This is a genomic window from Streptomyces mirabilis (assembly GCF_018310535.1).
GTDB lineage: Bacteria > Actinomycetota > Actinomycetes > Streptomycetales > Streptomycetaceae > Streptomyces.
Genome location: NZ_CP074102.1, coordinates 8,494,992 through 8,518,464, shown reverse-complemented (window position 1 = coordinate 8,518,464; position 23,473 = coordinate 8,494,992). Strand labels below are relative to the sequence as shown.

General features: G+C 71.0%; 15 protein-coding genes. 4 read left to right on the top strand and 11 right to left on the bottom strand.

Features of this window, described 5'->3' with window-relative positions; genetic code table 11:
- Window positions 1-131: 131 nt before the first annotated feature.
- Window positions 132-3,965 carry a S8 family serine peptidase gene (locus SMIR_RS37785; RefSeq protein ID WP_168489066.1) on the bottom strand — a complete coding sequence of 1,278 codons (3,834 nt, stop codon included), beginning with the start codon at window positions 3,963-3,965 and terminating at the stop codon, window positions 132-134.
- A 283-nt stretch (window positions 3,966-4,248) separates the two neighbouring features.
- Between SMIR_RS37785 and SMIR_RS37780 the strand changes: the two genes are divergently transcribed.
- Entirely contained in the window at window positions 4,249-5,268 is a 1,020-nt protein-coding gene (locus SMIR_RS37780) for an LLM class flavin-dependent oxidoreductase (RefSeq protein ID WP_212728044.1), read from the top strand.
- A gap of 16 nt (window positions 5,269-5,284) precedes the next feature.
- On the opposite strand, the gene SMIR_RS37775 is transcribed toward SMIR_RS37780, so the two are convergent.
- From SMIR_RS37775 to SMIR_RS37740, 8 genes are all read right to left on the bottom strand, one after another.
- Window positions 5,285-5,782 carry a hypothetical protein gene (locus SMIR_RS37775; RefSeq protein WP_060898022.1) on the bottom strand — a complete coding sequence of 166 codons (498 nt, stop codon included), beginning with the start codon at window positions 5,780-5,782 and terminating at the stop codon, window positions 5,285-5,287.
- A gap of 234 nt (window positions 5,783-6,016) precedes the next feature.
- The gene (locus SMIR_RS37770; RefSeq protein ID WP_168489071.1) at window positions 6,017-8,908 is read right to left on the bottom strand and encodes an ATP-binding protein; all 2,892 of its coding nucleotides are present in this window, start codon (window positions 8,906-8,908) and stop codon (window positions 6,017-6,019) included.
- 151 nt (window positions 8,909-9,059) lie between these two features.
- Window positions 9,060-9,674, bottom strand: a complete 615-nt coding sequence (locus SMIR_RS37765) for a CGNR zinc finger domain-containing protein (protein ID WP_168489073.1) — start codon at window positions 9,672-9,674, stop codon at window positions 9,060-9,062.
- A gap of 264 nt (window positions 9,675-9,938) precedes the next feature.
- On the bottom strand, window positions 9,939-10,181 hold the full coding sequence (locus SMIR_RS37760) for a DUF397 domain-containing protein (protein WP_054232930.1): 243 nt from the start codon (window positions 10,179-10,181) through the stop codon (window positions 9,939-9,941).
- An 83-nt stretch (window positions 10,182-10,264) separates the two neighbouring features.
- The gene (locus tag SMIR_RS37755) at window positions 10,265-11,431 is read right to left on the bottom strand and encodes a thiolase family protein (RefSeq protein WP_168489077.1); all 1,167 of its coding nucleotides are present in this window, start codon (window positions 11,429-11,431) and stop codon (window positions 10,265-10,267) included.
- Entirely contained in the window at window positions 11,428-12,483 is a 1,056-nt protein-coding gene (locus tag SMIR_RS37750) for a thiolase family protein (RefSeq protein ID WP_212728043.1), read from the bottom strand. Before SMIR_RS37750 ends, SMIR_RS37755 begins: the two co-directional genes overlap by 4 nt.
- Window positions 12,484-13,425: a Zn-ribbon domain-containing OB-fold protein gene (locus SMIR_RS37745; RefSeq protein ID WP_212728042.1), complete on the bottom strand. Its 942-nt coding sequence runs from the start codon at window positions 13,423-13,425 to the stop codon at window positions 12,484-12,486.
- 212 nt (window positions 13,426-13,637) lie between these two features.
- Window positions 13,638-14,438, bottom strand: coding sequence for a crotonase/enoyl-CoA hydratase family protein (locus SMIR_RS37740; protein ID WP_168489084.1), 801 nt, complete (start codon window positions 14,436-14,438; stop codon window positions 13,638-13,640).
- A gap of 187 nt (window positions 14,439-14,625) precedes the next feature.
- Between SMIR_RS37740 and SMIR_RS37735 the strand changes: the two genes are divergently transcribed.
- Window positions 14,626-16,245, top strand: coding sequence for an acyl-CoA synthetase (locus tag SMIR_RS37735; RefSeq protein WP_212728041.1), 1,620 nt, complete (start codon window positions 14,626-14,628; stop codon window positions 16,243-16,245).
- Window positions 16,246-16,341: 96 nt separating this feature from the next.
- Here SMIR_RS37735 and SMIR_RS37730 read toward each other — a convergent pair whose 3' ends face one another.
- Window positions 16,342-17,886: an acyl-CoA synthetase gene (locus SMIR_RS37730; RefSeq protein WP_212728040.1), complete on the bottom strand. Its 1,545-nt coding sequence runs from the start codon at window positions 17,884-17,886 to the stop codon at window positions 16,342-16,344.
- 185 nt (window positions 17,887-18,071) lie between these two features.
- Here SMIR_RS37730 and SMIR_RS37725 point away from each other — a divergent pair, with 185 nt between their 5' ends.
- Window positions 18,072-20,495 (top strand): penicillin acylase family protein, encoded by a 2,424-nt coding sequence (locus SMIR_RS37725; RefSeq protein WP_212728039.1) that lies wholly within the window; start codon window positions 18,072-18,074, stop codon window positions 20,493-20,495.
- A 63-nt stretch (window positions 20,496-20,558) separates the two neighbouring features.
- On the opposite strand, the gene SMIR_RS37720 is transcribed toward SMIR_RS37725, so the two are convergent.
- Window positions 20,559-22,109, bottom strand: a complete 1,551-nt coding sequence (locus SMIR_RS37720) for an acyl-CoA synthetase (RefSeq protein ID WP_168489133.1) — start codon at window positions 22,107-22,109, stop codon at window positions 20,559-20,561.
- Window positions 22,110-22,263: 154 nt separating this feature from the next.
- Between SMIR_RS37720 and SMIR_RS37715 the strand changes: the two genes are divergently transcribed.
- The gene (locus SMIR_RS37715; RefSeq protein WP_168489135.1) at window positions 22,264-23,457 is read left to right on the top strand and encodes an RNA-guided endonuclease InsQ/TnpB family protein; all 1,194 of its coding nucleotides are present in this window, start codon (window positions 22,264-22,266) and stop codon (window positions 23,455-23,457) included.
- Window positions 23,458-23,473: the final 16 nt, after the last annotated feature.

The following is a 23,473-nucleotide window of genomic DNA, read 5'->3' as shown; positions in this document are numbered from 1 at the left end:
CTCTCCTTGGTCCCACCCCGTCCAACGGTTGAACACCGTACTGCATCCGTGTGGACGGGCGGCGGGTGCACGGCCGCGTCGCTCCGCCGTGCACCCGCCGTGCGCGCTGTGCGCGCTGTGCGCAGCAGCGTCTATCCCCGTTGCAGGTAGGCGCGTTGTACCGTCTGTCGGACGCTGTTGCCGAGCCGGTCCCGCGCCGTGACCCGCAGGGTCACATACGCGTCGCCGTGGCCGGAGGGCCTGGTGACGGTGGCCCGGAACGCGTTGTGCCCGCGGTCCTGGACCGCCGCACCGCTCCAGTGCCTGCCGTCGTCGTAGGACACCTCCACGCGCAGGGCCACTCCGCGCGGGGCGGGCTGACCGTCCTGGGCGCGGACGGCCAGGCCGATGGTGTGCGTCCGCCCGGCCCCCACCGCGTTGTGTGCGTCGACCGGTACGGCGTAGTCGAGTTGCAGCAGGGACAGCGGTGTCGCCGTGGCCGTGGTCGCGGACCGGAAGGACCAGGAGGTGTCGGTACGGGCGGCGAACGCCCACTCGTCGTCCACGCGCGAGGTCGTCAGGTCCAGCCGGTAGTCGGCTGCGCCCGGGGCGACCTCGAAATCGGTCCAGGCGCTGTCGGCGTCGGCGACCTTCACCCCGTCGCGGTAGAGCGCCGCGGCGGCCGTGTCACCGCCCGGCGCGTCGGCGGCCGTGGCGAGTCCGCCCACCCCGCCGCCGTCCCCGGCGAGCAGCCGTGACCAGTGACCCGCCGTGGAGTCGGTGAACTCCGGAATGCGCAGGGCCAGTACGTCTCCGGTCCGTACCGAGGGCGTCTTGGTGCCCCGGGGGATCGAGGGGCGCACCACGGCCCCCTGCCAGCGCTCGTCGAGGTGCTCGCCGGGCCGGTAGGTGCGGGGCGCGTCGTTCATGCCCACGGCCAGCGGCATGTCTACGTCGAACGTGGTCGTGTGATGCACCCGGTGCAGCCAGGCCGTGCCGTTCGCGCTGACGTACTCGGTGCGTACGAAGCCCGTCGGCACATAGCGGGTGTACTGCAACCAGGCGGTGTCCTGGTACGGGCGCCGGGCGAACCGCTGTTCACTGGCCCAGGGCGCTCCTCCGTTGTCGGCGTACGTGGTCCGCAGCACCGCGCTGTTGCGCTCGGACACGGTGTACACGACCTGCCGGGGTATCTGTTGGGACGACGTCTGCATGACGTCGTAGAGGTACGGGCTCTTCGCCGTTCCGGTGAATCTGACGGTGGTGCTCGGGCGCTTCTTCAGCCGGTCGAGCAGGGCGGCGCCCGCTGCCTTGCCGATGCGGACGGTCGGCACGGCGGTGCGTTCGCCGTCGGGGCTCCAGCGCGTCCAGGCGATGTCGGCGAAGTGGGTCATCAGCAGTCCGCGTACGCCCGCCGCGGCCGCCTGTCGGGTCAACTCCCGCTCGTTGGTGCCCTCTTCGTTGCGGACGATCGCGAGTTTGCCGCGGGCCCGGCTGAAGTCGGGCTTGGCGAAGGTGCCCGCGTCCACGGCGGTCAGGGTGATACCGCCGGCGGCGAACAGCGGCGAATTCGGCATGTAGTACGGATTCAGGGCGAGGTCGCTGCCCGACACCTTCGCCTCCAGCAGCGGGGCGACCAGCTGCCAGCGCGAGGCGAACTCGAAGGTGCCGTCGGTGACGGCCGCGGTGGGGCTGACGTAGAGCCGCTTGGCCAGGTCGAAGTACATCGTGCCCTGGAGGAGGCTGTGTCCGTCGATCTGCCGGTAGGTCTGGTAGTCGAGGATGCCGCGCTGTTCGGCGGGCCGGGGCGTGCGGATGTCGACCTTGGTGGTCTTGCGCGCGTCCAGGGTGACGGCCGTGTCCTTGGTGACCTTCACCTCCGGCAGGACGACCTGGCGCAGTTCCTGTCCGTCATCGGCCGTGTCCAGGCTGGAGTAGTCGAGTTGATAGGTGCCTTCCTCGACTTCGGCGACGGCCGGCTCGGTGCTGACGTAGTCGACGAATCCGTCCGTGCCCCAGATGGTGGGCAGTGCCTGGACGCGGTTCCCGTCGTGGTCGTAGGTGGTGACGGTGAGCTTGTGGATGGGGCCGTGCACCACGATGCTCACCGTGGTGTGGACCTTGACCGCGCCGTCGGTCGTGGTGGCGGTGACATAGCCGTAGTAGTCGCCCCGGCCGGCCCGGGAGGGATCCACCGTCAGTGGCACGTCCACGGTGGCACCGGCGGCGATCCGCACCGCGTCGGAGCCGAGTCGCAGCGCACCGGTCGTGAGTTCCCGGCCGCCGGTGGTGGCCAGGTGGGCGGCGAGCGCGAGGGTGACGTCCTTGTCCGAGGTGTTGGTGTAGCGGACGGTGGCCGTGCGCGGGGCGCCGTTGTCGTCGCCGCCGGTTCCGTACGGTCCCATGGCCACACTCCCGGTGGCGGTGACCGGTCCGAGCGCCGCCGCGGCCACGTCGACGCGGCCGCCGCCCTCCTCGGTCACCTGCTGTCCCCCGACGGTGTGCGCCGTGCTGATGAGCGCGTCCTTGAGCCGCTGTCCGCTCCAGGTCGGATGCGCCTGGGCGAGCAGGGCGGCGGCGCCCGCCACATGCGGGGTGGCCATCGACGTACCGGAAGCGGCCACGTAGTACTGGTCCACCGGTTCGCCCATGGTGGTGCCCGCCGCGCGGGCCGCGACGATGCCCACCCCCGGGGCGGTGACATCGGGCTTGACCACGCGGTCGCCGTGGCGCGGACCGCGGCTGGAGAACGGGGCGAGTGAGTCGTCGCGGTCCACCGCGCCCACGGTCAGTGCGGCGTCCGCGGCGCCGGGTGAGCCGATGGTTTCCTGGCCCTGCTCTCCGCTGTTGCCGGCCGCCACCACGAAGAGGGCGCCGCTGTTGCTGCTGAGTTCGTCGACGGCGAGGCTCATCGGGTCGGTGCCGTCGCTCACCTCGTCCGAGCCCAGGCTCATGTTGACGACCTTGGCGCCCTCGGCGGCGGCCCACTCCATGCCGTCGATGACCTGCGACTCGGTTCCGTAGCCGTCGTCCCCGAGGACCTTGCCGATCAGCAGGTCGGCGCCCGGTGCCACCCCCTTGCGGGTGCCGCCGGACGCGGCGCCGGTCCCGCCGACCGTGGAGGCGACGTGGGTGCCGTGACCGAAGACGTCACCGGTCCCGGAGCTGCCCGAGAAGTCCTTCGCCTGGCTGATGCGTCCGGCCAGGTCCGGATGGGTCTGATCGACACCGGTATCGAGTACCGCGACCTTGACGGAGGTGCCGTCGTACCCGGCCTTCCAGACCGCCGGGGCGTTGATCTGTCCGGTGCTGCGGTCGAGGGCGGCGTCCACCCGGCCGTCCAGCCAGATCCTGGGCGTGGCGGCCATGCCCGCGGCGCTCACGCGGTTCGGGGCGGGGGCGAGTTGTTTCCAGAACCGGGCCAGGTCGTCGTCGGAGATCCGGACCGACTGTGCGTCGATGCTGTCCAGCGTGCGGGCGGGCGCGTCGTCCTCGGTCAGCGTGGTGAGCCTGCGCACCGCGGCGGCCGGGACACCGTTCGGCCGGCCGATGATCAGAGGGAGGGTGTCGGTGTGCGCGGCGTCGTACTTCTGTTTGATGAGTGCGCTGACGTTGAACAACTGCCGGTCCAGGCGCCCGGCGGCGACCAGGTCCTGGGCGTCGGAGGGCAGCACCGTCAGGTCGCCGTCCTGTTCGACGGTACGGAACAGGATGCCGCGCCTGCCGCTGCCGGGCTCGACGGCGGCGATCCGCTTGCCGTCACCGTCCGTCGTGACGGTCACACGGTCGCCCGTGATCAGCCGCACGGTGGCGCTGCCGCCTGGCGAGCCCCCCGCCGAGGCAGCCGTTGCCGTCGTGGCAGCCGTTGCCGTCGTGGTCGTCCCGGCCGTACTGGACACACCAGCCGCGCCGGCCGCCGATGGCATGCCGCCGGCGGTCAGCGCCAGGCCGGCCGATATCACCGCCGCGAGGCGAATGCGTCTCATCTGATCAGCACCTTTCCGTGCATGGTTGTGCGCGCGAGGAGATCTTCATTCGGGTGCTGCACAGAATCCGCCGCTGCCGGACGCGATGTCACCGTTTCCCCGTGGCGCGGATGGGACATGTCGCAACCGCGCCACCCCGCGGACTCCGCGGACGTCGCGGCGGAAGCGCGGAAGCGTGGAAGCCGACTGCCACCCTGGGCATAGCCGCCGTGGCGCTGACGTTCGACTGTTCAACAGAGATCATCTGTTCAACAGAGATCGTCGCGAACGTTGGAGGAGCCTCGTGCCACTGCCCTCACACCCCCTGCGGAAGCTGGGCTTCTTGACCATCGGACTGTTCGACGAGGCCGACCCACGGCGGGGTCACGAGTCGACGCTGGAGATCATCGAGCTCGGTGAGCAGCTGGGATTCGACAGCGCGTGGGTACGGCACCGTCATCTCCAGTACGGGATCTCCTCCCCCGTGGCCGTCCTGTCGGCGGCCTCGCAGCGCACCAGCCGGATCGAGCTGGGGACGGCGGTCATCCCGGTCGGGTGGGAGAACCCGCTGCGGCTGGCCGAGGACCTTGCCACGGTCGACATCCTGTCCGGGGGCCGCCTCAACCCGGGCGTCAGCGTCGGCCCGCCGATGCACTACAACCAGGTCAAGCAGGCCCTCTACCCCGACACCGGCGACGCCGAGGACTTCAGTTACGCCCGCGTGGAACGGCTGCTGGATTTCGTGCGCGGCAAGCCGGCGACCGACTTCAGCGGGATCGAGGGCTTCGAGGTGTTCTCCGACCGCGTCCAGCCGCACGCCGCGGGCCTCGGCCGGCGCATGTGGTACGGCGGTGGCAGCCTGCGCTCCGCGCAGTGGGCGGGCGAGCACGGGATGAACCTGCTGACCAGCAGTGTCGTCAAGGCGGAGGAGTCCGAGGACTTCGCCGAGATCCAGCGGTCGCACATCCGGACGTTCCGCGCCCACCACCCCGACGGCGACCGTGCCCGGGTCTCCCAGGGCCTCGTCGTCATCCCCACCGACAGCGCCTCACCCGAGCAGCGCGAGAAGTACGAGGAGTACGCCCTGAAGCGCACTCCTCGTACCGCGACTCCGCAGGGCCCGGCCCGGATGATGTTCGCGCCCGATCTCGTCGGCACCTCCGAGGAGATCGCCGAACGGCTGTACGCCCACGCCGCGTTCCGGGAGGTCGACGAGGTCGCGTTCGCGCTGCCGTTCACCTTCGGGCACGAGGACTACGTGCAGATCCTCACCGACATCGCCACCCGGCTCGGTCCTGCACTCGGGTGGCAGCCGGCCGCCTGAGCGCGGCGCCGGGGCCTCAGCCCTGCTGGAACAGCTCCGGGGGCAGGGGCTTGAGCAGGGCGTACAGGTCGTCGGTGATGGGACGGTCCCAGGCGGCGATGGTCACCAGGACGTTGTCGTCGCGGTCGAACTGCACGCAGGAGATGCGGGTCTCGGAGAGCTTGAGACGGCGCACGATGAGGAGACCGTCGCCCTGCATCACCGGGATGTCCTCGGTCCCGGTGACGGTGACCTCCTCGTCGTTCTCCAGCGCCAGCAGCAGCTGGGCCACCTCGAAGGGGATCTCGTCCTCGGCGACCTCGCGGGCCGGGGAGCCCTCGGGCAGATTGCCGATGATCATCGCGGGGCCGCGGCCGCCGAACAGGTCGTAGCGCAGGAAGACACCCTGGCAACTGCCGTCGGGGGCGGGCAGCAGACCCGCGCCGAGATTGCCCGGCCAGTCACCCGGATCCATGGCCAGAACGTCGAAGTCGGGCCCGGCGGGCGTGGCGCTGCGGCGGCGGAGGAAGGACATGCCGCAATGGTACGTGCCCGGGCGTGAACCGGGCCTTGGGGGCGTCCCGCGTGCGCGGCTTCCGGACCGGTTGTACTTGGCTTCCGGACCGGTTGTACTTGGCTTCCGGACCGGTTGTACGTGGTTGCCGGACCGGTTGTACGTGGCTTCCGGACCGGTTGTACGTGGTTGCCGGACCGGTTGTACGTGGCTTCCGGACCGGGCCCGCATGGTTTCCGGACCTGTCGCGCGTGGCTACCGGACCGTTTGCTGGCCCAGTGCCGCCGCCAGTCCCGTACGGTCCGTGCCCACCTTCCGGTAGACCGCCGAGAGCAGGCGGACGACGGCCGGTTCGTCGGTCCCCAGCTCCTCGGCGACCTCGGTCGTGGTGCGGCCCCGGGCGGTGAGCGCGGCGGCCGTGCGTTCACGTGCGGTGAGGGTGTCCGTCTCGGTGCTGTGCAGGCGGCGCGGGCGCAGTCCGGCGGCGGCAAGCTCGGCGCGGGCCTCGTCGCCGAGGCCGTCGGCGCCGCACTGCATGGCCGCGTCCAGTCCTCGGTAGAGGTGTTCTGCGGCCTCCTTGGGAGAGCCCGAGCGACGCAGTTCGGTGCCCAGGGCGACCAGCGCGCAGGCCAGTTCGTAGGCGGCCGGGGAGCGCTCCAGATGGCTGACGGACTCTTCGAGGAGCTTGACGCGGGTCGAGCCTGAGGAGACGTCGGCGGCGGCCCGCAGCGCCTGTCCGACGGCCGAGGGGGCGCCGAACTGGCGGGCGCGGTGCACCGCTTCGAGTGCCGTGGCGACGGCGCGTTCCGGCGCGTCGTGGCTTTCGGCGCGGGCGAGGTGGAGCTGCCAGGGGCACCAGGAGGGGTTGCGCATGCCGCGTGGGTCCAGGCGGCGCCCGGCCGCTTCGAGCTCGGCGGCGGCGTCCTTGGTGAGGCCGCGGGCGAGCAGCAGTTCGCCGTGCACGGTCTGGACGTCGGGGAAGGTGACGGCGGCCGGGAAGGGCGCGCCGAACGCGTGGTCCTCGCCGATCTGAGCGGCCTCGGTGACGCGGCCGCGGGCGAGCAGGATCTCGATGATGACGCCGACGGCGTACCAGTGGACGGGGGTGCCGGCGCCGACGCGTTCGGCGAGCCTGAGGCCCGCGCGGGCGAAGTCCTCGGCCTCGACGAGTCGGCCGCGGCGGTAGCGGACGTATCCGAGGAGGGTGTAGCCGAAGGAGAGGTGGGCGCCGTGCCAGCCCTGGGACTCGAAGTCGGCGATCCCGGCGGCGAACAGTTCCTCGGTGCGGCCCGGGCGGTCGGCGTACATGAAGGTGAGGGCGACCAGGACGGGCACCTCGAAGCCGCGGTCGGCCTCGGCCCAGCGGATCCCTCCGGCGAGGGCGCGTTCGGCGTGGTGGAGCGCGACGTGGGCGGGCTCGCCGCGCAGGGTGGCGTCCCAGGCGCGCAGGCCGATGACATAGCGCTCGGTGAGGTCGCGGCCGGTGAGCCGGTCGGCGAGGCGGGCCAGGCGGCGGGAGCGGGCCGGGGAGTCGGGTTCGTCGGCGCGGAAGGCGTCCCACATGAACTGTTCGGACTGCATGCGCAGCCGGACCCGGGCGTCTCCGGTCACGCGGATCTCACGGGCGAGCGTCTCGGAGGCCTCGGCGAGCCGGTCGCTGTGGGCGAGGACCTGGGAGAGCCGGTAGACGATGTTGTGGCGCAGCTCCGGGTCGGTGATGGGTTCTTCCAGGGCGGCCCGGAGGTGGTTGACGGTGGTCGCCGGTTCGGTGAGCAGGGAGGCGCAGCCCAGTTCGTGGAGGACCGCGGCCCGCTCCTTGAGGGGCGGCGGTTCACGCAGGGCCCGGGCCAGGTAGCGGCGGGCGGCGTCGGGGGCTCCGGCGCGCTGGGTCTCGCGGGCGGCGGCGCGCAGTTGCTGGACGACCCAGTTGTCGCCCTCGGGGTGGGTCTCCATGAGGTGGCGGGCGGCGGCGGAGGGGCCGAGCCCTTCGTCGATGACGCACCACGCGGCCTGGCCGTGCAGGGCCACGCGGACGCCGCTGGGGATGGCGCGGTAGACGGCGGTGGCGATGAGGGGGTGGACGAACTCCAGGGTGTCGGCGCCGGCGAGGATTCGGGCGCCGCGCAGGGCGTCCGCGGCGTCGGCGGCCTCCTCGGAGCCGAGCCCGGCGACGGCGGCGGCCAGGGTCGGCGGGATCTCGGTACCGAGGACGGCGCAGGCCCAGGCGAAGCGGACGGTGGAGGTGCCCAGGCGTTCGAGGCGTGCGATCAGGCCGCTGCCCTTGACGGCGGCGGCGAGGTCGCGCAGCAGGTGCGCCCCTTCCTCGGTCGGGACCAGTCCGCGGTCGCGGACCTTCGCGGTCAGCTCCACCGCCTCGAAGGGGTTGCCCGCGGTGACCGCCCAGCATTCGCGGCAGAACACGTCGTCCGCCACGGTGCCGAGGTCCTCGCGGACGAGTCCGGCGACGGCGGCGGCGCTGAGCGGTTCGAGGTCGAGGGGGCGCTGGCCCGCGCGTCCGGGAAGGCCCCTGAACGCCTCGGCGTGGTCGGGGAGTTCGTCGGGCCGGTAGGCGACGGTCAGCAGCAGCGGCAGTTCCTCCGCGCGTGGTGCGAAGGCGGCGAGCCAGCTCAGTGACTCGGGGTCGGCCCAGTGCGCGTCGTCGAGGACGAGCACCATCGGGGCGCGCTGCACCGCGAGGTGGGTGAGCACCCAGTCGAGGCCGTCGCGCAGGCCCTGCTGGTCGGGCGCGGTGCCCTCGGTCGGGGCGCACAGGCCGAGCGCGGGACCGACGATCGCGTACCAACTCCCCAGCTGGGCGCGGATTTCCGCCTCCGGGGACCCGGCGAACTGCGGTTGCAGGAGCTGGCGGGCGACGTGGAAGGCGACGCCCTGTTCCTGGTCGCCGCCGCGCGCGGACAGGACGGTGCAGCCCCGGGCGGCGGCGCGGCGGCGCACCTCGGCGAGGAGGGTGGTCTTGCCGATTCCGGCACGTCCGGCGAAGGCGAGGAGCGCGCCGCGGGGCCGCTCGGGTGCTTCGGTTCCGTCCTCGCGCAGACCGGTGAGCTCGTTCAACGCCTCCTCGGCGGCGGCGAGTTCACCCTCCCGTTCGAAAAGTGTCCTTCTGTTGCGTACACCGCGCTGTCCCATGATCCACCCCCCGGCCACGGCGGTGTGGTCCGCGCGGGGAGCGGATGCGTACCGTGACCTCCAGGGACCTCAGCGTACGCTCGTAGCGCCTCGTGGGGAGCCCTTCCGCCGCTACCGGCGCGGGCTTCGGCCGACCGACCGGTTTCTTCGGTCAGTCCCCCACGGCCTGCGCGGATTTCCTGTGCCGTTCGTGATGGCGGGCGACGCGGGCGCGGTTCCCGCACGAGGGTTTGCACCACTCCTGTCGCGGATGTTCCTTGATGAAGTAGCGCACGCAGCGCGGCGCGTGGCAGGCGTGCAGCCGCGACCGGTCCGGGCTCGCGAGGAAGGCGAGGGCGGCGCGGGCGAGCAGTGCCGGGAGGGGAACGGCGCCGCCCGAGGGCTGCTGGCGCACGACGGGTTCGGCGCCGTCGTCCCAGGTGAGGACGGGGACGGTCGGTGCGAGGGCGGCGGCGGTGTTGAGGCGCAGTACCGCCTGCGGTACGGGCAGCAGCCGGGCGGCGTCGGCCGGGCTGGGGTCGCCGGGGCGCACGGCGCGGGCGAACAGGGCGCGGACCGCGGCGCGCAGGTCGCGGACGGCGGCGAGCGCGGCGGCGTCGGCGATGAAGGTGTCGGCTCCGGGCAGCAGGTCGGCGTGTCCCCGCACCCAGTCGGTGAGTCCGCCGGCTTTCGTGAGGTCGTCGGCCACTCCGCCCTGTCCGTCGTGCCGGATGGTGAGGGCGAGGTCCAGGGCGAGCCGGGTGTCCGCGTCGTTCGATTCCGCCATGGCGTTAATGATAGGTACACGTGCACCCATTAGCCGCTCGGGTCCACCGCCCCGTTCAGTCGCCCCGGGGCCATCGCGCCGTTCACGGATCGCCCGCCCCCAAAGAGAAGCCTCGTCCTGGAACCGGACCCCCGATGGGGCACCGGCCCCGGGACGGGACCCACGTCGCGTATCCCCTCCTTGCATGGGGCGTCGGCTCGAAGTCTCGACTCCTTGCATGGGGCGTCGGCTCGAAGTCTCGACGTCAGATCGGGTCGGGTCGGCTCAGGTCAGGTCGAACTCTCCCTCGCGGGCGCCCGACACGAACGCGCCCCACTCGGCCGGTGTGAAGATCAAGGAAGGGCTCGCGGGACGGCCACTGTTGCGCATCGCGATGAAGCCCTCGACAAAAGCGATCTGGACGTCTCCCCGCCCTCGGCTGCTGGACTGCCATTCGGCGTTGCTGAGGTCCAGCTCAGGCTTGTCCCACCCCGCCAGCGGGTGCTGCTCGATGGTGCTCTCGGCCACGTCCGTGCTCCTCCCGGTTCGTCGTCCGCCGCCAGCCTAGCGATCGGTTCCGGCGGCGGACAGGCCACGTGAGGGGGACGCTGTCAGGAGGTGGGCGGCTCGGCCCCGACCAGCCACATCGAGAAGAACTGGGATCCTCCTCCATAGGCGTGCCCCAGCACCCTGCGAGCCCCTTCCACCTGGTGTTCTCCCGCCTGACCGCGCACCTGAAGTGCCGCTTCGGCGAAGCGGATCATGCCGGAGGCACCGATCGGATTGGTGGAGAGGACACCGCCCGACATGTTGACGGGCAGGTCCCCGTCAAGCTCGGTCACACCGGATTCGGTGAGCTTCCAGCCCTCGCCCTCCTCGGCGAAACCGAGGTTCTCCAGCCACATGGGCTCGTACCAGGAGAAGGGCACGTACATCTCCACGGCGTCGATGTCACGGCGCGGGTCCGCGATGCCCGCCTGCCGGTACACGTCGGCCGCGCAGTCCTTGCCCGCCTGCGGCGACACACAGTCCTTGCCCGCGAACAGCGTCGGCTCACTGCGCATCGCGCCGCCGTGCAGCCACGCGGGCGGCCTCGGCGAGCGGGCCGCCCCCGCCCGGTCGGTGAGGATCATCGCGCAGGCGCCGTCGGAGGACGGGCAGGTCTCCGAGTAGCGGATCGGGTCCCACAGCATGGGCGAGGCCTGCACCTTCTCCAGCGTGATGTCGTGCTCGTGGAGATGGGCGTACGGGTTCTTCAGCGCGTTGCGCCGGTCCTTGTACGCGACCAGCGAGCCGACGGTGTCGGGCGCGCCGGTGCGCCTCATGTACGCCCGTACGTGCGGCGCGAAGAAGCCGCCCGCGCCGGCCAGCAACGGCTGCTGGAAGGGGATCGGCAGGGACAGGCCCCACATGGCGTTCGACTCGGACTGCTTCTCGTAGGCCAGGGTCAGGACGGTGCCGTGGACGCGGCCCGCGATCAGGTTCGTCGCGACCAGGGCCGTGGATCCGCCGACGGAACCCGCCGTGTGCACCCGCAGCATGGGCTTGCCGACCGCGCCGAGCGCGTCGGCGAGGTACAGCTCCGGCATCATGACGCCCTCGAAGAAGTCGGGCGCCTTGCCGATGACCACGGCGTCGATGTCGGCCCACGTCAACTCGGCGTCGGCGAGCGCCCGCCCGGCGGCCTCGCGGACGAGTCCCGCGATGGACACGTCCCGTCGGGCCGCCACGTGCTTGGTCTGGCCGATGCCTACGACGGCCACGGGCTCCTTGCTCATCGGGGATCCCCTTCGAGTACGGCGACCAGGTTCTGTTGGAGGCAGGGCCCGGAGGTGGCGTGGGCGAGCGCCCGGTCGGACTCGCCCCGGTGGACGCGGGCGGCGGCCTCACCGATGCGGATGAGCCCGGCGGCCATGATCGGGTTGGCGGCGAGCGCTCCGCCGGACGGGTTGACGCGCACCTCCTCGCCCAGTCGAAGCGCCTTGCGCAGGACCACCTCCTGGGAGGTGAACGGCGTGTGCAACTCGGCCGTGTCGACGGGCCGTTCGAAGGCTCCGGCCCGCTCGGCGGCGAGGCGGGTCGACGGCGAGTCCGTCAGGTCGCGCACGCCGAGGCCGTGTGCCTCGATGCGGTGGTCGATGCCCCGGATCCAGGCGGGCCGCTCGCACAGTTCGCGGGCCCGCTCCCCCGCCGCGAGGATCACGGCGGCGGCACCGTCGCTGACGGGCGGGCAGTCGCCGACGCGCAGGGGCCGTACGAGGTACCCACCCTGGTCCACCGAACCCCGAAGCTGCGCATGGGAGTTGGTGACGGCCGAAGCGCGGCTGCGGGACGCCACCCCCGCGAGCGCGGGCTCGTCGGTCTCGCCCGCGTCGATGAGCGCCTGCGCCTGAAGGGCCGCGAGGGCAACGGAGTCGGGCCACAGGGGCGCGACGTAGTACGGGTCGAGCTGCCGGGTCAGAACGTCCCGTACGGATCCGGGTGACGACTTCCCGTACCCGTACACCAGCGCGGTGTCGGCGTCCCCGGTGAGCAGTTTCGTCCAGGCCTCGTACAGCGCCCAGGCCCCGTCCATCTCCACGTGCGACTCGGAGATCGGCGGCCAGGCGCCCACCCCGTCGAGGGCCATGGTGAAGGAGAAGGCGCGGCCCGCGAGGTAGTCGGTCGAACCGGAGCAGGTGAAACCGATGTCGCTGGTCTTCAGCCCGGTCTGGTCGAGGACGGCATGCAGGACCGGGATGAGCATCTCCACCTCGGAGAGCTCGTCGGTGGTGCGCAGATGGTCGCTCTGCGCGAAGGCGACGACGGCGATGTCCCTGATGGGCGGCATCTACAACAGCTCCTTGTACGTCTCGTACTCGGCGTCGGGTTCGCCGGTGGGCCGGTAGTGGTCGGGATGGCGGCCGCCCTCCGTCCACACCGGCTCCACCCGCAGCCCCATGCGCACCTGGTCGTAGGGGATGCCGCCGATCCGGCCGTGCAGCGCGAGGTCGGCGCCGTCGAGGGCGATGTGCGCGTAGACGTACGGCACTTCGATGTCGAGGTTCCTGGCCTTGATGTTGACGATGCAGTACGTGGTCACGGTGCCGCGAGGGCCCACCTCCACCTGCTCCGACGTCATGACACCGCAGGTGGGACAGGCACCCCTCGGCGGGACGTACACCTTGTGGCAGGACGGGCAGCGCTCGCCCACGGTGCGCCGCGAGGAGAGGCTGTCGATGTAGGCGGACTGGGCGCGGCCGGGCGAGTAGACGTAGTCGAGGCGCGCGGGGGCGACGATGCCGGTGACCATGTCCTCGAACCGCCCGTCGTGACCCGCGATCTCCGGGCGGTCTCCGTCGTACGGCTCGAAACAGGCGATGTCGGTGATGGCGCCGGCGCGCTGCGCCGCCCAGCGGACACGCACGCGCATACCGGTGCGTACGGCGTCGGGGTCCGGTGCGTCCAGGGCGTGCAGGAGGGCGGTGTCGGCGCCGTCGAGCCGGACCAGGACCCAGGCGAAAGGGGTGTCGAGGGGCTGGCCCCGACGGGGTTGGTGGTTCCAGGCCCAGGTGGTGACGGTGCCGGTGGGGGCGACCTCGACGAGCTCGCCCAGGTCCTCCGCGGTGACGGGGTCGTACTCGACGGGCGGGACGAGCGTCCGGCCGTCGGCGGTCTTCACGCCAAGGACGACACGCTCACGCAGCCCGGTGAGAAACGCGCTCTGGACGGGGCCGAGCGAACGGGTGAAGGGGAACTCGACGACGAGGGGGGCTTTGAGGACTTCGGGCATCCCGGTTGTCTCCTTAGGGGAGGGGGATCGTGCGCGTCACGACTCCGTCGGGGGGAGGGGGAGGATCGAGCACGTGGTGACTCGGTCTGGGGAAGGAGAGGATCGAGCACGCCCCCGAAAGCGGAACCCAGGGCCCTCGGGTCTCCCCTTCCGGCCGCAGAAGGTCGCTGTCACGCCCGTCCCGGCCCCGCGCACCGTCACGACCCCGGACGTCACGCGCGCCGATAGACGGGTGGGCGCTTCTCGGTGAAGGCTCGGGAGCCTTCCTTCGCGTCGGCGGTGTCGAAGATCGGCCAGCCGCGGGCCAGCTCGGCCGCGAGGCCCTCCGTCTCCGTCATCTCGGCGGTCTCGTACACGGACGCCTTGACCGCCTCGACGGCCAGCGGCCCGCAGGCGTTGATCTGTTCGGCGATCTCGAGGGCCTTCTGCCGCGCCGTCCCGTCGGGCACGACGTGTCCGACCAGGCCGATCCCGGCGGCCTCCCGGGCCGAGTACGGACGCCCCGTGAGGAGCATCTCCAGGGCGTGCGTGCGTGGGATCTGGCGTTGCAGACGGACCGTGGAGCCGCCGATCGGGAACAGCCCGCGCTTGACCTCGAAGAGCCCGAAGGTCGCCGACTCGCCCGCGACCCGGATGTCGGTGCCCTGGAGGATCTCGGTGCCGCCCGCGACACAGTGGCCCTCGACGGCGGCGATCACCGGTTTGCGGGGGCGGTGGTGGCGCAGCATCGCCTTCCAGTGCAGATCGGGGTCGGCCTTCAGCCGGTCCCGGTACTGCTGGCCCTCCATGCCCCGCCCCGCGAGCGCCTTGAGGTCCATGCCGGCGCAGAAGGCGTCCCCCGCACCGGTGAGCACGATCGAGCGGATCGCGTCGTCCTCGTCGGCCTCGATCCAGCCGTCGTACAGACCGACGAGCATCGGCAGCGAGAGCGCGTTCTTGGCCTCGGGCCTGTTGAGCGTGAGCACCAGTGTGGCGCCTTCGCGCTGCACGGTGAGGTGTTCCGTACCACCCATTGCCGTCCTCCCGTCAGACAGGCTCTCTGGAACGAGAACAGGTTGCAGTAGGCGCGGGACCAGTACAAGAGTTTTCTGACAGACAGTCAGATTTCTTCTGCGCGAGCCCTTCCCACTTGTGGCGGGCTTTGCTCTGATGGCCGTCGAGCCGAGGGGCGGACCCGGACGCACGACGTCAGGAGGAGCGGTGGAGTACAACCTTGCCGACCTGTTCGAGTCGGTCGTCGACGTGGTTCCGGGCCGCGAGGCGCTCGTGTACATCGACCATCCGGGCACGGGCGCCGAGCGCCGTCTGACGTACGCGCAACTCGACTCGGCGGCGAATCGCATCGCCCACCACCTGATCGACAGCGGCATCCGCCCCGGCGAGCACCTTGGACTGCACCTCTACAACGGCGTCGAGTACGTGCAGACCGTGCTGGGCTGCCTGAAGGCACGGATCGTGCCGGTCAACGTCAACTACCGCTACGTGGAAGAGGAGTTGGTCTACCTCTACCGGGACGCGGATCTCGTGGCACTGGTCTTCGACACGGAGTTCACCGACCGGGTGGCGGCGGCACTGCCGCGGGCCTCGGCGCTGCGGCACCTCCTGCGGGTGGGGAGCGCGGCGACCGGCAGGGCCTCCTTGCCCGCCGTGGACTTCGCCGAGGCCGAGGCCGCCGGATCCCCCGAACGGGGTTTCCCACCGCGCTCGGCGGACGACCAGTTCATCATCTACACCGGCGGCACCACCGGCATGCCCAAGGGTGTGATGTGGCGTCAGGAGGACCTGTTCTTCTCCGGACTGGGCGGCGGGGCCCCGACGGGCGAGCCGATCAAGAAGCCGGAGGAGCTCGCCGCGCGGGTGGCGGCCGGCGGTGAGGGCATCACCTTCTTCCCCACTCCCCCGCTGATGCACGGCACCTCGACACTGACGGCGTTCATCGGGTTCAACTTCGGCCAACGGGTGGTGATCCACCGCAAGTTCGTGCCCGAAGAGGTCCTGCGGACGGTGGAGAAGGAGAAGATCACCAGCATGTCGCTGGTCGGCGACGCGATGCTGCGCCCGCTGATCGACGCGCTGCGGGGGCCGATGAAGGGCACGGACTGCTCCTCGATGTTCAGCGTGTCCTCGTCCGGCGCGATCATGTCGGAGACGGTGCGTGAGCAGTTCCAGTCACTGGTCCCGAACGTGATGCTGCTCAACAACTACGGCTCCTCGGAGTCCGGCTTCAACGGCACCGCGACCGCGGACTCGGGGGCCGGTAAGGGATTCCGGCTGCGGGTCAACTCCCGTACACAGGTGGTGGATCCGGCCACGTACGAGCCGGTCGCCGTCGGCGAGCCCGGCCGGGTCGCACAGCGCGGCCATGTGCCCCTCGGCTACTACAACGACCCGAAGAAGACCGCCGAGACCTTCTTCCAGAAGGACGGCGAGCGGTGGGTGCTGCTCGGTGACATGGCGACGGTCGACGAGGAGGGCATCGTCACCGTCCTCGGCCGCGGCTCCCAGTGCATCAACACCGGTGGCGAGAAGGTCTATCCGGAGGAGGTCGAGCAGGCCCTAAAGTCCCATCCGGACGTGTACGACGCGCTGGTCGCCGGGGTGCCGGACGAGAAGTGGGGCAACCACGTGGCGGCGGTCGTCCAGCTCCGCGAGGGCGCGGGCAGGCCCTCGCTGGAGGACATCCAGTCCCACTGCCGGGGCCATCTGGCGGGCTACAAGATCCCCCGCCAGCTCGTCATCACCGACACCATCCAGCGCTCGCCCAGCGGCAAGGCGGACTACCGGTGGGCGCGCTCGGTGGCGACGGAGACAGCCCGCTGACGCACGCGGCACAACCGCCGCCCCACGCCGAGCCCGTCCCGGGGTGGCCGGTGACCGTCGAACGCGACGGTCACCGGCCGTCATCGCCAGGACGCTCTACCCCTGGACGGCTTCGGCCCGTGCGTCCGTGAAGCGGTCCCTCAGCTCGCGTTTGAGGATCTTTCCGCTGGCGTTGCGTGGCAGTTCGTCCACGAAGAGGACCTGCTTGGGCGCCTTGAAGGCGGCGAGCTTCTCGCGTGCGTGGGCGACGAGTTCGGCCTCGGTGACCTCGGTGCGGGCGACGACGACCGCCGTGACCGCCTCGATCCACCGCTCGTCGGGGAGCCCGATCACGGCCACCTCGGCGACGGCGTCGTGAGTGTAGAGCGCGTCCTCGACCTGACGTGAGGCGACCAGTACGCCACCGGAGTTGATGACGTCCTTCACCCGGTCGACGACGGTGAAGTAGCCCTCCTCGTCGCGCACGGCCAGGTCCCCGGAGTGGAACCAGCCGTCGCGGAAGGCCTCCGCGGTCTCCTCCGGCTTGTCCCAGTAGCCCTCGCACAACTGCGGTGAGCGGTAGACGATTTCTCCCCGCTCCCCGTCGGGCACGTCCTTGCCGGACCCGTCGACGACCCGCGCCTCGACGAACAACACCGGCCGCCCGCAGGAGTCCATCCGCCCCTTGTGCTCGTGGGGTCCGAGGACCATGGCCAGCGGTCCGATCTCGCTCTGGCCGAAGCAGTTGTAGAACGCCAGCTTCGGCAGCCGCTCCCGCAGCCGTTCCAGAACCGGCACCGGCATGATCGACGCCCCGTAGTACGCCTTGCGCAGTCCGCTCAGGTCTCGGGTGGCGAAGTCGGGACGGTTGGACAGTCCGATCCAGACGGTGGGCGGCGCGAACAGGCTGTCCGCGTGTCCGGCCTCGACCAGGTCGAGGATCTGCCCGGCGTCGGGCGCGTCGAGGATGACGTTCACGGCACCGACCGCGAGATAGGGCAGCAAGAACACATGCATCTGCGCCGAGTGGTAGAGCGGCAGCGAGTGCACGGGCAGATCGCCGGCCTGCAGATCGAGGGCGGTGATCGCGCTGAGGTACTCGTGCACCAGCGCACGGTGGGTCAGCATGGCGCCCTTGGGCAGCGCGGTGGTGCCCGAGGTGTAGAGGAGCTGCGTCAGGTCCTCGCCGCGAGGCTCCGGACCGTCGTACGGCGTGGTCGTGTCGAGTCGCGCGAGCAGCGAGTCGTCGCTGTCTCGCAGGGCGAGAACGCGGGTTCCCCCGGGGAGGTTCCCAGCCAGGTCCGGATCGGCCAGGACCAGCCCGCAGCCCGCCTGTCCGACGATGTACGCGAGGTCGTCACCGGTCAGGTTCTGGTTGACCGGCACGTGCACCAGCCCGCCACGCGCACACGCGAGGAAGCCGATCAGGTACGCGTCCGAGTTGTGGCCGTAGGCACCGACACGGTCGCCCGGTGCCAGTCCCGAGACGCGCAGCACCTGGGCAGCGCGAGAGACGGCCTCGTCGAGTTCGGCGTAGGTCCAGGACCGGTCGCGGTAGTGGACCGCGACGCGTTCAGGGGTCCGCCGGGCGCTGCGCCGCAGCACCCCGTCGACCGTGACGCTCCGTCCCGCCGCCACCGTGGGGTTCTGACCCGCCGTCATGACCTGCTCCTTCGTCCGGCTGCTCTGCCGCGATCCTCGTTCCGGCCCGCGAGCGCGGTCAAGCGTCCCGCACCCTTGGCGCGAAGAGGATCAACCCCGCCGTGGAACGTACCGACACCAGGTCACACGTCTGTGACCGTTGTTACGCTCAACCGCCCCTTCCCTCAATGATGTCGGGAGGCACGATGCGCATCCGCCCCAGACGGTTCACCGTCCTGGCCGTCGCACTGCTCACCGCCTCGGCCGCGCTGCCCGCGACCGCCGCGAACGGCCAGGAGCGTCACCACTCTCCGTCCCACCCGTCCTCCGGCGGTCTGTCCGCCGTGATCCGCTACACCGAATACGGCATTCCACACATCCTTGCGAAGAACTACGCGGACCTCGGCTTCGGCACCGGCTGGGCGCAGGCCGCCGACCAGGTGTGCACCCTCGCCGACGGATTCGTGACCGTACGCGGCGAACGCTCCCGCTTCTTCGGTCCCGACGCGGAGCCGGACGGTTCGCTGTCCTCGGCGGCCAAGAACCTCTCCAGCGACCTCTACTTCCGTGGCGTGCGTGCGACGGGCACCGTGGAGAAGCTGCTCGCGGAGCCCGCGCCACGGGGCCCGAGCCGCGATTCCAAGGAGCTGACGCGGGGCTGGGCGGCCGGCTACAACGCCTGGCTCGCCCAGAACCGGATCACCGATCCGGCCTGCCGGGGCGCCTCCTGGGTCCGGCCCGTGACCGCGGTGGACGTGGCCGCGCGTACCTTCGCGCTGGCGGTGCTCGGCGGTCAGGGCCGCGCGGTCGACGGCATCACGGCCGCGCAGCCGCCCGCGACGACCGCCGCGCGGACGGCCGCCGGCGCGCCCGACGCGCGGAGTGCCGCGCGCGCCGCCCGCATACTCTTCGACACCGCCGACATGGGGTCCAACGCGGTCGCCTTCAGCGGTGCCACCACGGCGAACGGCCGCGGACTGCTGCTCGGCAACCCGCACTACCCGTGGCAGGGCGGCCGTCGTTTCTGGCAGTCGCAGCAGACGATCCCCGGCGAGCTGAACGTCTCGGGCGGCGCGCTGCTCGGCTCCACCACGGTCTCCATCGGACACAACGCACGGATGGCCTGGAGCCATACCGTCGCCACCGGCGTCACGCTCAACCTCCACCAGCTGACGCTGGATCCGGCCGACCCGACGAGGTACCTGGTGGACGGGAAGCCGGAGCGGATGACGAGGCGGACCGTCACCGTCGAGGCGCTGGGCGGCCCGCCCGTCACCCGCGCCCAGTGGTGGACCCGCTACGGCCCGATCGTCACCTCGCTCGGCGCGGGACTCCCGCTGCCCTGGACGTCCACGACGGCGTACGCCCTCAACGACCCCAACGCCGAGAACCTGCGCGCCCCCGACACCGCCCTCGGCTTCGGCCGGGCCCGCAGCACGGCCGACGTCCTCACGACGCTGAGGCGCACACAGGGGCTGCCCTGGATCAACACGGTCGCCGCCGACTCGGGCGGCCACTCACTGTTCACGCAGTCGCAGGTACTCCCGCGTATCACCGACGAGTTGGCCCAGCGCTGCTCGACGGCGCTCGGCAAGGCCCTCTATCCGTCGTCCGGTATCGCGGTCCTCGACGGCTCCCGCGGCGACTGCGCACTGGGCAGCGACCCCGACGCCGTACAGCCCGGGATCTTCGGGCCCGCGAAAATGCCGGTCCTCAAGGACGCTCCGTACGCGGAGAACTCCAACGACAGCTCATGGCTCGCCAATACGGACCGGCCGCTCACCGGATACGAACGGGTCTTCGGGCCGATCGGCTCGCCGCTGTCGACCCGTGCGCGCGGCGCGAAGGCGGCCGTGTCCGCGATGGCCACCAAGGGGGAGCTGACCGTACGGGACCTGCAGGCGCAGCAGTTCGCGAACCGGGCGACCTCGGGTGACCTCATCGCCGACGACACGGCCCGTGCCTGTGCCGCGCTGCCCGGTGGGACGGCAACGGGCAGCGACGGCAAGGCAGTCGACGTGAGCGAGGCCTGCGGCGTGCTGAGGGCGTGGGACCACTCCATGAGGACCGGCAGCCGAGGCGCGCTGCTCTTCGACCGGTTCTGGCGGCGGCTGACCGCCGCGACCGGACCCGCGCAGCTCTGGAAGGTCCCGTTCTCCGCGGCGGACCCCGTCCACACGCCGAACACGCTCAACACCGCAGCGCCCGGCCTGGCCACGGCCCTCGCCGACGCGGTGAGCGAGCTGCGGGCGGCGGGCATCGCGTTGGACACGACGCTCGGCGCGCACCAGGTCGTCGTCCGGGGCGAGCAGCGCATCCCCGTACCGGGCGGCACGGAGTCGCTCGGCGTGTGGAACAAGGTCGAGCCGGTGTGGGACGCGGCGGCCGGCGGATACACCGAAGTCACCACGGGGTCCTCGTACATCCAGGCCGTCGGCTGGGACGGCGGCCCCTGCCCGGTCGCCCGTACGCTGCTGACCTACTCCCAGTCGTCGAACCCGAACTCGCCGCACTTCAGCGACCAGACACGGCTGTTCTCCGAAGGGAAGTGGGTCACCTCCCGGTTCTGCGAGAAGGACATCGCGTCCTCACCCGGGCTGCGGGTGATCCGCGTGGGCGAGCACCGCTGACGGCAGCGGGGTGGGCCCTGCCCGCGCGGGCAGGGACCACCCCGGTCACACCCCGCTCCGCTGTCACACCGCTCGCGTACGGCCCTCCCAGTAGGGATCCCGCAGCCGGCGCTTGTACAGCTTCCCGTTCGGGTCGCGCGGCATCGACTCGATGAAGTCGACGCTCTTGGGGCGCTTGTACCCGGCGAGCAGGCGCTCGCAGTGGCGGAGGATGTCGGCGGCGAGGGCCGGGCCGGGCTCATGGCCCGCGGCGGGCTCGACGACGGCCTTGACCTCCTCGCCCCAGTCGTCGTGCGGGATGCCGAAGGCGGCCGCGTCGGCGACGGCGGGGTGGGAGAGCAGCACGGCCTCGATCTCGGCCGGGTAGATGTTGACACCACCCGAGATGATCATGTCGATCTTGCGGTCGCGGAGGAAGAGATAGCCGTCCTCGTCGAGACAGCCCAGGTCACCGACGGTGAAGAAGTCGCCGATGCGGTTCTTCTTCGTCTTGCTCTCGTCCTTGTGGTACGAGAATCCGCCGGTGCTCATCTTCATGTAGACGGTGCCGAGTTCACCGGGTGGCATCCGGTTGCCGTCGTCGTCGAAGACCGCGAGTTCGCTGATGGGCCAGGCCTTGCCGACCGTGCCGGGCTTCTTCAGCCAGTCTTCGGTGGTCGCGAAGGCGCCGCCGCCCTCGCTGGCCGCGTAGTACTCCTCGACGCTGTGGCCCCACCACTCGATCATGGCCCGTTTCACATGGTCCGGGCACGGGGCCGCGCCGTGGATGGCGTGCCGCATCGAGGAGACGTCGTAGCGCGCCTTCACCTCGTCGGGGAGTGCCAGCAGCCGGTGGAACTGGGTCGGGACCATGTGGGTGTGGGTGCAGGCGTGGGCGTCGATGACGCGGAGCATCTCCTCGGGCGTCCACTTGTCCATCAGCACCAGACGGTGACCGATGTGCAGGGAAGCGCCCGCGAACTGGAGTACCGCGGTGTGGTAGAGCGGCGAGCAGACCAGGTGCACGTTGTCGTCGTACGGCCTGATGCCGAAGATGCCGAGGAAGCCGCCGAGGTACGACTCCTCGGGGAGCTTGCCGGGCAGCGGGCGCCGGATGCCGCGGGGGCGGCCCGTGGTGCCCGAGGTGTAGTTCATGACCCAGCCGAGGGTGCGGTCGTCGGGCGCCGAGTCGGGCTGTCCGTCGAGGAGTTCTGCGTACGGCCTAAAGCCCGCCACCGTGCCCACCGCGTACCGCTGCGCCAGCGGAAGCTTCGCCTCGTCGGCGGCGTGGCGGGCGGCGTCGGCGAACCGTTCGTGGGCGATCAGCACCTTGGCGCCCGAGTCGGAGACGATCCAGGCGATCTCGGGGCCGACGAGGTGGTGGTTGACCGGCACCAGGTAGAGGCCCGCCTGGGAGGCGGCGAGGTAGGCGACGAAGAACTCGACGCCGTTGGGCAGGACGACCGCGAAGGCGTCGCCGCGTTCGAGTCCCGCGGCGCGCAGACCGTGGACGAGTTGGTTGGCCGCGGCGTGCAGCCGTCCGGCGGTCCACTCATCCCCGTCCGGGGTGACGAGGACCGTCCGCCCGGGGTCGGCGGTGGCCTGGGCCCAGAAGCCGTTGGGTGAGGTGCTCATCTGATCCCTCCGTGGATACTCCGCCCTTCCGGGTGGAGAGGAAACGGACTTCTGCGGAGCAGGGCAGGGAAAGACGATTCGCCGCCAGGGCGGATCGTCTTTCGCGGCCAACTTCCCGCAGATAGTGACAAGTCGATGCGATAGTTTGTGAGCTGTGACCACTCACGTGAAGCGGGCGTATCGGTACCGCTTCTATCCGACGGATGCGCAGGCAGCGGAGCTGTCGCGCACGTTCGGGTGCGTGCGGAAGGTCTACAACATGGCGCTCGCCGCCCGTACCCAGGCGTGGGTGACCCGCCAGGAGCGGGTCAACTACCACCAGACGTCGGCGATGCTGACGGCGTGGAAGAAGACCGAGGAGCTGGCCTACCTGAACGAGGTGTCCTCGGTCCCCCTCCAGCAGGCTCTGCGGCACCTGCAGACAGCGTTCACCCATTTCTTCGGCAAGCGGGCGAAGTACCCGCGGTTCAAGTCGCGCAAGAAGTCGCGCAAGAGCGCGGAGTACACCACCAGCGCATTCCGCTTCCGCGACAAAGCGCTGACACTGGCGAAGATGACCGAGCCGCTGGCCGTCGTGTGGTCGCGCCCGCTGCCCGAGGGTATGAGCCCGTCCACCGTGACGGTCTCGCAGGACGCGGCGGGCCGCTGGTTCGTCTCCCTGCTGTGCGACGACCCCGGCATCAAGCCGCTGTCCGCGAACGCGAACGCGGTCGGCATCGACGCCGGGCTGGAGCATCTTCTGACCCTCTCGACCGGAGAGAAGATCACCAACCCCCGGCACGAGCGCCGTGACCGTGCCGCTCTGGCCAAGGCACAGCGGCGTCTCGCGAAGAAGGAGAAGGGCTCGTCGAACCGGGCCAGGGCCCGGCTGAAGGTCGCGAAGATCCATGCACGGATCGCTGACCGGCGCCGCGACACGCTGCACAAGATCACCACTCGGCTCGTTCGTGAAAACCAAACGATCGTGATCGAGGACCTGACCGTGCGCAACATGGTCAAAAACCACCGGCTCGCCCGCGCCATCAGCGACGCGGCGTGGAGCGAGTTCCGCAGCATGCTGGAGTACAAAGCCCAGTGGTACGGCCGCGAGGTGATCGCCGTGGACCGGTGGTTCCCCTCCTCCAAGCTGTGCTCCGCCTGCGGCACCCTGCAAGAGGCGATGCCGCTGAACGTCCGCACCTGGACGTGCGACTGCGGCACGACCCACGACCGCGACGTGAACGCGGCGCACAACCTCCTGGCCGCCGGGCTGGCGGTGACAGTCTGTGGAGCTGGCGTAAGACCTCAACGGAGTACTCCGGACAGGCAGTCGGCAACGAAGCAGAAACCCTCACGGCGCGAGCCGTAAGAATCCCCCTCCTCCA